Origin of the sequence: Jiella soli, from assembly GCF_020615385.1 — a bacterium.
Classification (GTDB): domain Bacteria; phylum Pseudomonadota; class Alphaproteobacteria; order Rhizobiales; family Rhizobiaceae; genus VKMB-3413.
Map to the genome: position 1 here is coordinate 35,449 of NZ_JAJAVB010000033.1, position 13,192 is coordinate 48,640.

The 13,192-nt window shown below is 67.2% G+C and carries 10 protein-coding genes; 6 read left to right on the forward strand and 4 right to left on the reverse strand.

Annotation, left to right across the window (positions count from 1 at the left end; translation table 11 throughout):
- Window positions 1-101: 101 nt before the first annotated feature.
- A complete protein-coding gene (gene ubiA / locus LH400_RS21515; protein WP_229155453.1) occupies window positions 102-1,109 on the reverse strand; it encodes a 4-hydroxybenzoate octaprenyltransferase in 1,008 nt (335 codons plus the stop codon).
- A 169-nt stretch (window positions 1,110-1,278) separates the two neighbouring features.
- On the opposite strand from ubiA, the gene purD reads away from it, so the two are divergent.
- From purD to LH400_RS21530, 3 genes are all read left to right on the forward strand, one after another.
- Entirely contained in the window at window positions 1,279-2,550 is a 1,272-nt protein-coding gene (gene purD, locus LH400_RS21520) for a phosphoribosylamine--glycine ligase (RefSeq protein ID WP_229155483.1), read from the forward strand.
- 164 nt (window positions 2,551-2,714) lie between these two features.
- Window positions 2,715-3,707 carry a threo-3-hydroxy-L-aspartate ammonia-lyase gene (locus tag LH400_RS21525; RefSeq protein ID WP_255618157.1) on the forward strand — a complete coding sequence of 331 codons (993 nt, stop codon included), beginning with the start codon at window positions 2,715-2,717 and terminating at the stop codon, window positions 3,705-3,707.
- Window positions 3,708-3,965: 258 nt separating this feature from the next.
- Entirely contained in the window at window positions 3,966-4,124 is a 159-nt protein-coding gene (locus tag LH400_RS21530) for a DUF3563 family protein (protein ID WP_229155456.1), read from the forward strand.
- 13 nt (window positions 4,125-4,137) lie between these two features.
- Here LH400_RS21530 and LH400_RS21535 read toward each other — a convergent pair whose 3' ends face one another.
- Window positions 4,138-4,995, reverse strand: coding sequence for a DMT family transporter (locus LH400_RS21535; RefSeq protein WP_229155457.1), 858 nt, complete (start codon window positions 4,993-4,995; stop codon window positions 4,138-4,140).
- Between the two features lie 215 nt (window positions 4,996-5,210).
- Window positions 5,211-5,456, reverse strand: a complete 246-nt coding sequence (locus LH400_RS21540) for a DUF3297 family protein (protein WP_229155458.1) — start codon at window positions 5,454-5,456, stop codon at window positions 5,211-5,213.
- A gap of 275 nt (window positions 5,457-5,731) precedes the next feature.
- Here LH400_RS21540 and LH400_RS21545 point away from each other — a divergent pair, with 275 nt between their 5' ends.
- From LH400_RS21545 to LH400_RS26440, 3 genes are all read left to right on the forward strand, one after another.
- Entirely contained in the window at window positions 5,732-7,279 is a 1,548-nt protein-coding gene (locus tag LH400_RS21545) for a L,D-transpeptidase family protein (RefSeq protein WP_229155462.1), read from the forward strand.
- A 378-nt stretch (window positions 7,280-7,657) separates the two neighbouring features.
- Window positions 7,658-8,887 (forward strand): L,D-transpeptidase family protein, encoded by a 1,230-nt coding sequence (locus tag LH400_RS21550; protein WP_229155464.1) that lies wholly within the window; start codon window positions 7,658-7,660, stop codon window positions 8,885-8,887.
- 500 nt (window positions 8,888-9,387) lie between these two features.
- A complete protein-coding gene (locus tag LH400_RS26440) occupies window positions 9,388-10,176 on the forward strand; it encodes an extensin-like domain-containing protein (RefSeq protein WP_229155468.1) in 789 nt (262 codons plus the stop codon).
- 211 nt (window positions 10,177-10,387) lie between these two features.
- On the opposite strand, the gene LH400_RS21560 is transcribed toward LH400_RS26440, so the two are convergent.
- The gene (locus tag LH400_RS21560; RefSeq protein WP_370638452.1) at window positions 10,388-12,289 is read right to left on the reverse strand and encodes a M23 family metallopeptidase; all 1,902 of its coding nucleotides are present in this window, start codon (window positions 12,287-12,289) and stop codon (window positions 10,388-10,390) included.
- Between the last annotated feature and the right edge of the window lie 903 nt (window positions 12,290-13,192).

Here is a 13,192-nt window from a genome sequence, read left to right on the forward strand (position 1 = left end):
CGGGACTGGGAGGCCTAGCTGTTCCCCGGCCGGCCGTGATGAATGCGACGGAGGCCGACCGAGTGCTGTCAGGGATCGCGAAGGGCCGTTGGGTCGGCGCCTTAAATGGCCAGCGGCGGGAAGGAAAGCGACCAGAGCGTCGAGAAGACCAGCCCGAAGAACAGGATCCAGCCGAACATCGAGTTCGACTTGAACAGGTCGAGACACTGGTCCCCGTCATCGATGTCGAGGCTGAGGATCTGCCAGAGCATCTGGACGGCGCCGATGGCGAGGGCGGCATAGGCCGGCCAGGAAGGACCGGCGCCGGCGGCGCTGCCGGTGGTCAGGAAGGCCGCCAGGAAGAGGCCGACCGCGCCGAGATAGAGGACGGTGAGCGCCTTGCGCGTATGCCGGCCGAACAGCCGCGCCGTCGAGCGCACGCCCACCAGCGCGTCGTCCTCCTTGTCCTGATGGGCATAGATCGTGTCGTAGCCGATCGTCCACAGGATCGCGGCCGCGTAGAGGAGGAAGGCCGGCAGGGCGAGACCGCCCCAATGGGCGGCCCATCCCATCAGCGCGCCCCAGGAAAAGGCGAGGCCGAGGCCGAGCTGCGGCCAGTCCGTGAAGCGCTTGAGAAACGGGTAGATCGCGACGGTCGCGAGGGAGGCGATGCCGAGCAGGATCGCGAAGGCGTTGAACTGCAGGAGGACCAGGAAGCCGACCAGCGCCTGGATCACCAGGAAGAGCTTGGCCTGGAGCCGCGACACCCGGCCGGAGGGAAGCGGCCGCGAGCGCGTGCGCGCAACCGCCTCGTCGATCTTCTGGTCGACCAGATCGTTGTAGGTGCAACCAGCCCCGCGCATGGCGATGGCGCCGACGAGGAACAGGAACAGATGCCACAGGCTTGGCAGGCCGGTATGCACCGCGCTCGGCACGACGGCCTGCGGCGCCAGCGCCGCCGACCACCAGCAGGGCCACAGCAGCAGCTGCCAGCCGATCGGCCGGTCCCAGCGCGCCAGCTGCGCATAGGGCCAGACGCCGCGCGGCAGCCACCGGTACACCCAGTTGTAGGCCGGCGCATCGGCCACACGATCGGTTCGGTCGGCGTAACCGCCTTTGAGATTCGACATGCCGCCAGAGTCAGTGCATAGCCGCCTCAGTCAAGGCATTTTTCGTGCTTTTTTATGTCACTTCCTTTGGTTGGCTTCTGGCCGCCGCTGTTGACCTGGCCCGGGCGGCCCTCCTAATGCGCAACCTCTGGGCAACCGGCGACAGATTTCGGACGGGCATCATATGACGATCAACGTACTTCTCATCGGGTCTGGAGGACGCGAGCACGCGCTCGCCTGGAAGCTCGCCCAGTCCTCCGAACTCGGAGCGTTCTATGCGGCCCCGGGCAACCCCGGCATTTCCGAACATGCGGACCTCGTGACGCTCGACCTGGCCGATCATGCGGCCGTCGCCGCCTTCTGCAAGGCGAAGGACATCGGCCTCGTCGTCGTCGGTCCGGAAGCGCCGCTCGTCGCCGGCTTCGTTGACGATCTTTCAGCAGCCGGGATCCGCGTCTTCGGGCCCTCTGCGGCGGCGGCCCGGCTTGAGGGCTCCAAGGGGTTCACCAAGGATCTGTGCAGCCTCCACGACATTCCGACTGCCCGCTACCGACGGTTCGTGAGCGCCGCGGACGCTCGGACCTATGTCCAGGAGACCGGCGTGCCGGTCGTCATCAAGGCCGACGGTCTTGCCGCCGGCAAGGGCGTCACGGTCGCGATCACCAAGGACGAGGCGCTGAAGGCCGTCGACAATTGCTTCGAAGGCGATTTTGCGGGCCCGGGTTCGGAGATCGTGGTCGAAGAGTTCCTGGAAGGCGAGGAGGCGAGCCTCTTCTGCATCTGCGATGGCGAGCGAGCGCTCCTTTTCGGCACGGCGCAGGACCACAAGCGCGCCTTCGACGGCGACCGGGGACCCAATACCGGCGGCATGGGCGCCTATTCGCCGGCTCTCTGCCTCAGCGAGCAGATGGTGAAGCGGGTGATGCGCGAGATCGTCGAGCCGACCCTCGCCGGCATGAAGGAGGCCGGCTCGCCCTTTCGCGGGGTGCTCTATGCCGGCCTGATGCTGACCGAGCAGGGGCCGAAGCTGATCGAATACAATGTTCGCTTCGGCGATCCGGAGTGCCAGGTCCTGATGATGCGCCTCGCGAGCGACCTCCTGCCGGTGCTCGTCGCCGCAGCGGATGGAGACGTCTCCGGCGTCGATCTCCGCTGGTCGGAGGACCGGGCGCTGACCGTGGTGATGGCGGCCGAAGGCTATCCGGGCTCCTATCGCAAGGGAACGCCGATCCGCCATCTGCCGCGCGGCGGCGAGACGGTGCGGGTCTTCCAGGCCGGCACCGCGATGTCCGAGGCCGGGCTCGTCGCCAGCGGCGGCCGCGTCCTCAACGTCACGGCTCGCGGCAAGACGGTGCGCGAGGCGGCGCGCCGGGCCTACCTCGCCGTCGATGCTGTGGACTGGGACGGCGGCTTCTGGCGCTCCGACATCGGCCACCGGGCGATCATGGTCGAGGAGGCCTGAGACCTCCAGCCTTCCGGCAAGCCTGAGAGAAGTGGGTCCCGCGTCGCGCGTCGGCGGCCTGCGGGCAGCGGCCATCTTGCCGCGCCGGGTCCGAGGGCGGCGCTTGCCTGCGGCGCCGTTTCGGCGCATCAGCGATCAGCTTCATGTCGGGCGAGGGGAACGAGATGCCGGATGCAGCCGTGAGCACGACAGGGACGGCCACGACGCCGACCTTCGACGATGTGACGAAGGCGCGCGAGCGCCTCGCGGGCGTCGCCCATCGCACGCCGGTCATGACGTCGCGCTATGTCGATTCCCTGGTCGGCGGCCAGCTGTTCTTCAAATGCGAGAACCTGCAGCGGGCCGGTGCCTTCAAGTTCCGCGGCGCCTACAATGCCATCGCCTCGCTGACGCCCGACCAGCGCCGGCGCGGCGTTGCGGCCTATTCCTCCGGCAACCACGCCCAGGCGATAGCGCTCGCCGCCAGTCTGCAGGACACGCCCGCCGTGATCCTGATGCCCGAGGATTCGCCGGCCGTGAAACTTGCCGCGACCCGCAGCTACGGCGCCGAGGTCGTCACCTATGACCGCTATGCACAGGATCGCGAGGTGCTGGGAGCCGAGCTTGCCGGCAAGCGCGGCCTGACGCTCATTCCGCCCTTCGACCATGAAGCCGTCATCGCCGGCCAGGGCACCGCGGCGGCCGAGCTCTTCGAGGAGACCGGCCCGCTCGATCTCCTGCTCGTCTGCCTCGGCGGCGGCGGCTTGCTCGCGGGCTCGTCGCTTTCGGCCGCGGCCCTGTCGCCGGACTGCCGCGTCGTCGGCGTCGAGCCGGAGGCCGGCGACGATGGCCGCCAGTCGCTCGAAGCGGGGCGGATCGTCACTATCCCCGTTCCCCGGACCATTGCGGACGGTGCCCAGACGACGCATCTCGGCGCGCTGACCTTTCCGATCATCCGCCGCCATGTCGAGCGGATCGTCACCGTCGGCGACGCCGATCTCCTCGCCGCGATGCGCATCTTCTTCGAGCGCATGAAGATCGTCGTCGAGCCGACCGGCTGCCTGTCGCTCGCCGCCGCGCTGTCGGAGGCGGTCGACTGCCGCGGACAGCGGGTGGGGGTGATCGTTTCCGGCGGCAATGTGGATATGGCGAGGGCGGCCGCGCTCCTCGCCGGTTGAGACCGCGGAGCGCCGCCGCCGGCGCGTCCGCTCCTTCGGCAACTCCTGGCCCGTGGCCGGAGACATCTCGATGACGCACCTTCGTTCCCGCGGCGACGGACGCCCCGGCGGGCGGTCTCGCGCACGAATTCTTAAACGATCCCTTTCCGGCGAGGGCCGCTGCCTTGCATCGGGACGATGGCAGCTTTGCATGAGAGTGCATTGCTGCGCTGCAGTATGGTGCTTAGCTTGTTTGGTGAAGCAGACAGGAGAACAGCCATGAAGATCACCGACATCATCCGCAGCGCGGTCGGCGCCACCAGCGAGCAGGAACGCGTCCGTGCCTATCTCGAACGCTCCGTTTCGATGGCCGATCTGGAGCGCCGCCAGCGCGAGGTCGATTCCGGCCGCTTCCGCGCCCGCAGCTATCCTTTCTGAGGATCGCAACCGCTCAGCGGTTTTCCCGCCACCAGATGTAGAGCCCGCTCGCGACCAGGATCGCGGTGCCGACCAGCATTGTCGGGCTCAGCGGATCGCCGAACAGGCCGACGCTCAGAAGGCTTGCGGTCAGCACCTGCACGTAGAGAAACGGCGACAGGAGCGAGGCCGGGGCGTGCGAGAAGGCATTCACCAGCGTGAAGTGCCCGAGCGATCCGACCGTTCCGATCGCGAGCATGAGCCCCAGCGTCGGAAGATCCGGCGTCTGCCAGAAGGGGATGACGACGATCGTCAGGACGACAGCGCCGGTCGCCGTCGTGTTGAACTGGGTCGAGGCGGCGTCCTCCCGCCCGGACAGCTGCCGCGTCAGCATCAGATAGCAGGCGTTGAAGGCCGAAGCGGCGAGGGCGAGGAACAGCGCCGGGTCGATGTCTCCAAAGCCCGGGCGCAGGACCAGCAGCATCCCGAGGAAGCCCGCGACGACCGCCGAGATCCGGTGGATGCCGATGCGCTCCTTCAAAATGACGACCGACAGGACGGTCACGAGGATCGGCGCGAAGAACAGCACCGCGGTCGCGTCGGCGAGCGGTACCTGCGACAGCGCGAAATACATGCATGCCGTCGCCGACAGGAGCATCGAGCCGCGCGCCACCTGCAGGAAGGGATGCCGGGTCTTCAGGAATCGCCGTCCCGTGGTCGCCGAGAGATAGGCGGTCATGATCAGCGTCTGAAAGACGTAGCGCCCCCAGATCACCTCCACCACCGGAACCAGGCTCGTCAGATGTTTGCCGAGGGCATCCTGGCCGGAGAAAATGCTGCCGGCACACAGTGTCAGCAGGATGCCGGTAAGGAGAGAGCTTGGGGATCGCATTTCAGCTGGGCCGCCTTTCGGCCCGGCCGTAACCCATTGCTCCGGCCATAGGAAGCGGTTCCTTCGCCTGGGTCTCGGGAAGCCCGCGGACAGGGGTTGACTCGTTCCCCTCCACCACGGGCAATCCGGCGCATCGAGCGGCGGTTTGGCCTTGCCGCAGGCCGCGGAGCAGATAGGGCGAAGGAAGCGGCGCGCCGCGCCTTTGCCGCCTGGCTCTATGCGTCGTCCTCTTTCAGGAAGACCTCGACCGGGCCGGAGAGCTTGATCGTCAGCGGATTGCCCTTGCGATCCTTGGCCTTGCCGGCCTGGACCCTGATCCAGCCTTCACTGACGCAATATTCCTCGACATTGGTCTTTTCCGCCCCCTTGAAGCGGACGCCGACGCCGCGCGTCAGGAGGTCGGCGTCGTAATGGGGGCTCGTCGGATCGGAGGAAAGGCGGTCGGGAAGGGTGTCGGACATCGTGCTTTCGTCTCGCTGCGGAAGTGGCGCCTGACATAGAGCCGGCGGGTCGCCCTGCCAAGCCGGAAGAATAACCCCTGGCGAGTCCAGCGCGAATTGCTCTCGCATTTTCACTGTCTTGCGAACCAGACCGCCGTGCCGGCCATTTTCATGTCCGGTTCATGTGGCATGATCTAGTCGAGGATCGGCGATTGCTCATCACGACGGCCGTGCCACGCGCGTGGCGGCGTCGTCTGGCGGGCCGATCGAGCCGAGTGCAGGAAGGCAGGACGAGGATGAAGAGACCAATCGCAGGGCTGTTCGTGGGATTTCTGGCGATGGCCTTGCCGCTCTGCGCCGCAGAGGCACAGACGGTCGCTGCCGGTTCGCCGGCCGGGCCGGTTCGTCTCGCGCAGTTCGACGCGCCCTATGGCAGTCCGGACGGCGCCGTCGAAGTCTATGTCGATCAGTACGGCCAGAGAGTCTTCCTGGACGCCAGCGGGCGAATCATCGGCATCGAGGGCTCGCGCCGCGACCGGTTCCGCGAGCGCCGGCAGCGTTTCGACGAACGCCGCGGCGCGATCATCGACGCTCCGCCGCCGCCGGGCGTGACGCTCGAAGGCCCGGCCGATCTCGGGGCGGTGGATCCTTATGGCGACCGCGGCTATCGGAATGTCAGGCGGCCGCGCTCTGCCGATCCCTATAGCGACTACAATGATCTCGACGATTTCGGCGGCGGCCGTCGCCAGGACAATGCCCCGATCGAGGCTTCGCCGCTGCCGGACGCGCCGGCGGCCAATCCGCGGCGCGAGGCGGAACTGCCGCAGGCAACGCCTGCCACCCAGATCCCTGCCACCCGGACCCCTGCCGGCGGCGACCTGCCTCCGCAAGGCGTCGATGCGGCCCTGCCCAAGCCGGGCGAGTCGATCATCGAATCCGAAGGCCAGACGATCCAGGAGTCCGATCCTGCTCCCCAGGTGGCGATGCCCAAGGGAAAGAACGTCAAGGTCGAGGTGGCGGCGCTGCAGATCCTGCTCGACCGGGCGGGAATGTCGCCGGGCGTCATCGACGGGCGCATGGGCGGCAATGTGAACAAGGCGGTCGCCGCCTATCGCGAGAAGTTCGGCCGCGACCTGCCGACGGGCGATTCCAAGGCGCTGGCGGAAAATCTCGACGAGACCGGCGGGCCGGCGATCGTCGAATATGAGATCACGGCCGAGGATGTCGCCGGGCCCTATGTGGCGTCGATCCCCTCGGACTACGGCGAGAAGGCGCAACTGCCGGCGCTCAGCTACGAGCGGGTCTCCGAAAAGCTCGCCGAGAAGTTCCACATGGACGAGGAGTATCTGAAGGAGATCAATCCCGGCGCGGACTTCAATCGCCAGGGCACCCGGATCAAGGTCGCCAATGTCGGCACGAACGTATCGGGCGGGGTCGCGAAGATCATCGCGGACAAGGGGCGCGAGCAGGTTCGCGCCTATGGCGCGGACGGCACGCTCCTCGCCGCCTATCCCGCGACCATCGGCTCATCCGACACGCCGTCGCCCACCGGCACGGTCGAGGTCAGCCGCATCGCCTTCGACCCGACCTACACCTACAATCCGAAGATCAACTTCAAGCAGGGCGCCAACGACAAGATCCTGACCATTCCGGCCGGTCCGAACGGCCCGGTCGGCTCGATCTGGATCGCGTTGTCGAAGCCGACCTACGGCATTCACGGCACGCCGGAGCCCTCCAAGATCGGCAAGACCAACAGCCATGGCTGCGTGCGCCTCACCAATTGGGACGCCACGGAACTCGCCAAGATGGTCAAGCCGGGGGTCACCGTGGAGTTCATGGAATAGCAGCTCGGCCCGCTTGCCGGGCTCTGCCGTCGTCGGCGTCGGCCCCGAAAAGGGGCTGGCGCCGCGGCGCAAAAGATTATCGAGCGACTGTTATGCGCCGCGGCCGCCTTGGCATGAGGAGGTTCGGTTCGCGTCACGGGTGACCGTCGGATGTTGGAGCCGACCCGGAAGATGGGCGCCGCAGCATCGGACAGCGAACAAGGATCGCTTATCCCTCCATCTCTTCATCATCGCCTCGGGTTTCCGAACCGGGTCCCGCCCTTCGGTCCGATCCACTAACGATTTCATCATCATAAACGGGAAAACCGTGCGGTCTGGGAGCCAAGCGGGCGCCCAGACCGTTTCCTAGGCTTCTGGTCTTTGGAAATGGGGCATTTGATGAAAGTTCTTTTCTTCGCGGCAGCCGGTGCGCTTTCCGTGCTGCCCGCGGCGCCATCCGCCGCGGCTCCCGCACCGCTGACGCAGGAAGCCCTCGACAGCGCGACCTTCCAGCAGTGGCAGGCGCGCCGGCACGATGCGGAAGCTGTCGCCGCGACGGCCGAGGCCGATCCGACGATCCCTGATACGACAGAAGCCCCTGCAAGCGGTGCTCCCGCGCCGGGAACGACGTCGAACGGATCGCCGTCAACGAGCGCGGAGAATTCCGTGGCGGCGCCCAAGGTCGAGGTGACCGGAGAACCGGACAAGGCGGTGGCGACGCCGGACTATTCCACCGACCTGCCGGACGAAGCGGGTCTGGAATCGGCCGACGAGCCGGAGGCGCCCGACCCCTTCATGGTCCGGCTTCAGGTTCTGCTCGACCGGGCGAATGCCTCGCCGGGCGTCATCGACGGCTATTTCGGCGAGAATACCAAGAAGGCGATCCGGTCCTACGAGGAAATGCGCGGCCTTCCCGTCGACGGCGAGCCCGATGCCGACCTCTGGAACGTGCTGACGGTCGATAAGGGCCGTGCAATGACGACCTATCGAATCACCAAGGACGACGTCGAAGGGCGCTATATCGATTCGCTGCCGGACGACTATGCCGAACTCGCCAAGATGGACTGGCTCGGCTTCCATGGTCCGGTCGAGATGCTGGCCGAGCGGTTCCACATGGATGAGGAACTGCTGAAGGCCCTCAACTCGCAGACCGACTTCAAGACGCCGGGCGACGTCATCCTGGTCGCGGAGGTCGGCAAGGCGGCAACCGCCAAGGTCCTGCGCGTCGTGGTCGACAAGCAGAAGGGCGAACTCACCGCCTTCGATGGAGCGGGCGCGATCGTCCTATCCGCTCCGGCGACGATCGGATCGGCGGATACGCCTTCGCCGACCGGGACGGTGACGGTCGTTGGAGTCGCGCCGGACCCGACCTACAGCTACGATCCGCAGAAGAACTTCACGCAGGGCTCGAACACGAGCGAACTCACGCTTCCTCCGGGACCGAACGGGCCGGTCGGTTCGATGTGGATCGACCTGTCGAAGCCGACCTACGGAATCCACGGGACGGCCCATCCGGCGCTGATCGACAAGAGCGTCAGCCATGGCTGCGTGCGGCTGACCAATTGGGACGCCGAGGCGCTCGCAAAGCTCGTCGAGCCTCAGAAGACCACGGTGGAGTTCAAGGGGTGAGCGGAGTGCGATCCATGACGGCCGCGCTCCTCGCCGCCGCCTTGCTCTTGCCTGCGGCGGGCGGCGGCGCGCATGCCGAAAGCTTCCTGTCGCGGCTCCTGTCGGGGCCGGAGCGGGCGCATGCGGAATCGCGCCACCGTCATCACCCGCGCAGGCGCAGGTTCGCCCGCGCGGCACCCGATGCACAAAGTCTGCTCCCCGACGAACCGCCGGTCCCGACGAGCCGGCCGGACAGGCGCGGGGACGCAACGGTCGACGGTGAGACGGAGGGAAATGAGCGCGGGGCTGACCGGACGCGATCGCCGACAACCGGGGAATCGGAGAATGATCGCGCTCGCAGCCCCGAGGAAGGACCCGAGCGGCCCGAACAGGAAGCGGCAACGCCGGTCCCACCGACGCCCGCGCCGCGCGAAGCCCCTGGGGACGCGCACGATTTAGAACCGCGCGAATCAGAACCGCGCGAATCGCAGCCGAAGGAAACGCGCTCAGGGCGCGAGCCCGTGGCTCGCACCGATGATGCGGGCGAAGAACCGGCGGCGCGCGCCGCCGAAGACGACGAAGACCTGCCGCAGGTCGGACCGGTGCCGGAGGCGCGTCCCGACCGCCGTGATGCCGCAGAAGGCGCGCCGCGCCCCGGCACCGCCGCATCAGGCGCTGCGGCTGGTGCGACCATCAACACGCCAGCGGCCCTGCGGGCGACCGAGGAGCGCGTGACGCCGGAGGGGGACGTTCTCGCCGCCGCCGCGGTCGTCGACGCTAAGGCCTGCGAGGCGGTCCTTGCCAGCCGCGGCGCCGAATTCTCGGTCGGGCCCAGCATTTCCGAGGGGGCTTGCGGTGTCCTGCGGCCTGTTTCGATCTCGCGGCTGAGTTCGGGTATCGCGATCGAGCCGCAGACGGTGATCCTCTGCCGGACCGCTCTCGCGCTCGACGAGTGGGCGTCCGGCAGCATCCTGCCGGCAGCGCGCGCGGCCTTCCCCAACAATCCGCCGAAGGCCATGCGCCTCGAAGGCACCTACACCTGCCGGGCCCGGTCTTCGCAGGACAAGATCTCCGAGCATGCCCGCGGCAGCGCGGTCGACATCGGCTCGATCAAGCTGTCCGACGGCACCGACATCCCCGTCGTCGGGCGCGATGAGGACACGCCCAAGGCGCGGTTCCAGCATGCCGTCCGCTCCGGCGCCTGCGGCCCGTTCAAGACCGTGCTCGGGCCGGGGACGGACGCCGACCATGCCAGCCATTTCCATCTCGACATCGCCGCGCGGCGCAGTGGCGGGACCTATTGCAAGTGAGGCAGGCGGATCCACTCGTGATTCGCGATGTCCGGCGGCCATCTATGACGGCAGCCCCTCGGCTCCGGCCGGCCGGGCCGCTTAGAGCGCCGGGCGAAGAAGTGGAAACCGGTTTTCGGCCACCCGGCGCGTTGCCAAGGAGATCGAGAGCATCGAGCGATGCCGATTTGTCGCCCGATGCTCCGGGCCCCGCCGGGAAAGGAAAAGCGGGTCAGCGGTCGGCGACCAGCGGGCTCTCGACGCGTTCCTCGAGAAGCTTGTCGATCCGGTCGCGCTCACGCTTGAACTTGGCAAGGTCGTCGCCGGCGAGCACGATTCCCGACGGCAGCTTGATCCGCATCGGGTCGACATGCGTGCCGTTCACCAGGATCTCGAAGTGCAGGTGATTGCCGGTCGAAAGGCCGGTCGAGCCGACATAGCCGATCACTTGGCCCTGGCGGATACGCGTGCCCGGCTTGATCCCCTTGGCGATGGCGCTCTGATGGCCGTAGACGGTTTCGTAGCCATTGGAATGGCGGATCGCCGTTTCGCGGCCATAGCCGGATGACCAGCCGGCCTTTTCGACGACACCGTCGCCGGCCGCCAGAATCGGCGTGCCGCGCGGGGCCGCCCAGTCGACGCCCCAGTGCGGGCGGACATAGCCGAGCACGGGATGCTTGCGGCCGGTCGAATAGCCGGACGAGAAGCGGGCGTTCGGCACCGGCTTGCGCATCAGGAACTGCTTGGCGCTCTTGCCGTCGGCATCGAAATAGTCGGCGCTCTCGGTTCCCGTCGGCCGGTAGCGGTAGAAGCGCTTGACCGACCCGCCGAAGCTGATTTCCGCAAAGAGGATCTCCGAAGCGTCGCTCGCCTCCTCCTTCCCCTTCTCCATGGAGTAGAAGACGGCGAGCCGATCGCTCGGGCTGAGACGAGCCTGGAGGTCGACATCGCTTGCCAGCATGCGCACGAGCTGCTGGCAGAGCCGACTGTTGAGCCCATAGGAAAGGGCGGCCTGGTAGATGCCATCGTAGACGCTGGGCATATCGGCGCGAAGCGGTGCCTCGTCCTGATTGTCGCCGAAGGCTTCGGCGACCGAATCGGCCATTTCGGGCGCCGCCGCCGGCTCGAAGGGGCCGTCCTGCGTGGCGGCCACCGTGCCGAGATGCTTGTCGCCGCGATAGGCCGAAAGCCGGACGATCTCGTCCTTGCCGTCCCTCGTCTCGATTCCCAGACGCAGCGCGTCCCCCGCCGCGAGCTTGTCGTCTCCGAGAAGCTCGGCGAGGGCAGAGACCGCGTCCTCGTGCCCGATTTCCTCATGGCCCGAGCGGGCGAGCATGTCGGCGACCGACATCTTTTCGCGAAGGGGCAGAATCTCTTCGTGGAAGCGCGGCAGCGGATCGTCGGTCGGGTCCGATACGGCGAGCGAGACGTTCTCCTCGATCACCCGGAAGGCGGAGCCGGGTTCGTATTCGGTGACGTCGCTGGTCAGGTTGAAGCGGCCGGGGTCGACGGTGGAGAGCGAGGCCACCTGGACCGGGCCGCCACTACCCAGGCGCGGCTCGACCGAGCGCACCAGGCTTTCCGCCTGGGCCGCGTCGAGTGGTTCGGTCCGCTCGTAGGAGGCGCTGTCGAAGACGAAGGGCCCGACCTTCAGCCGCACCTCCGATTCCACCCGCGCACCATAGATCTGGGCGGGTTCCGCCGCGCCCGCGGACGCGGCCTGCGCGCCGTCGTCGTCCTTGGAGCTCTCGTCCGCGGTCTCGCCCGCACTCGGCCTCGCGAAGATCTTCAGCGGATCGAAGCGCGGATAGTCGGCATTGGCCGGATAGCGCGCGGCGAGCAGCATGTTGACATAGCCGAAGGGCAGGGTGCGGATCACCTCGCGGTCGCCGTCGCGCGTGACCGTCGAGAGCTCTAGCACCTGGCGGCTTCTGGCAACCGGCATCGCCGTGGCGACCACCCTTTGCCCCTTGGCGAGAGTGTCCGCATCGTCGTCGGGATCGAAGACGAGGGCGAGGCCCGCGGGACTCGCCGCGCCCTGATGCCCGTCGAGCGCCGCCGACAGCGCGATACCCATCAGCGCAGTCGAGGTCACGCCGGTCAAAAGCGTCCCCGCCAGCCACCGGGCCGACACCTGGCGGCGATCCGGCCTGCGCCGGCGATCCGCTATCAGTGGCGGTTCGTCTCCAAAGGCCGGCTTGTCTTGCGGCAAACGGTGCATCCCCTTCCCCGATCGTCTCCCCCCTGTCCCCCGACAAGGTGGCGAAATCCCGACCGCATCTCCCCGATCTTAACAGAAGATTGCAACGTGCCATACGGGCGTGATCGGCATCCTTCAAGCCGCGACGCCCGGCAAGGCCGCACAGGTCCGGCGGTAAGGTGGCCTGGAACTGCCCGGCTGGCGGCCTCAGCGCTCAGCCTTTCGATGGGACCGGCGCCCATCCCTATGGCGTGGCACACTGCATAAGAGACGGTACGCGTTGCCCGAGACTGTCCGCCGTCTGCGTCCGCGGCCGTGCATAAGATTGTCCCGCGCCTTCAGCCGTTCGCCTTAAGGGCGGCTCACTCGCACCCCGGGGCGTACGTGCCTCGTGACGGACGGGTGTGCCCCGTGATCCTCGACGGGGTGAGGCGTAAGAGGAGAGGCGACTGGTCGCGCCGTTCCAAGAAGACCATCGGCACTCTCATCCCGAACCCTGCTGTGCTGGCGTTGCGGGCAGGCTGCGCAGGGCGTCGCGACGGGGCCGATCGAAGTTTTTGAAGTTTTTGCGAACAAGGCCGTTGACAGGTGATCCGACCATCTCCTATATGGCGCTCATCGACGACGGCGGTGGCGCCGGGCGGGCCGGACGGCCCCACCGAGGAACTGGTTCGAACGAAAAATTCGGCCGGTTCGGTTTTGCGCCGCTATCGTTTGTATCATTTGAGTGTTGCTCATGCAGCGGCCCTCCTAGGGGAACGGAAGAATTCGTTCTGAAAGTCCCCACCGCCGAAGGATTTCGGCGTGTTTTTTGACATTGTTGGTATTGAGAAGAAA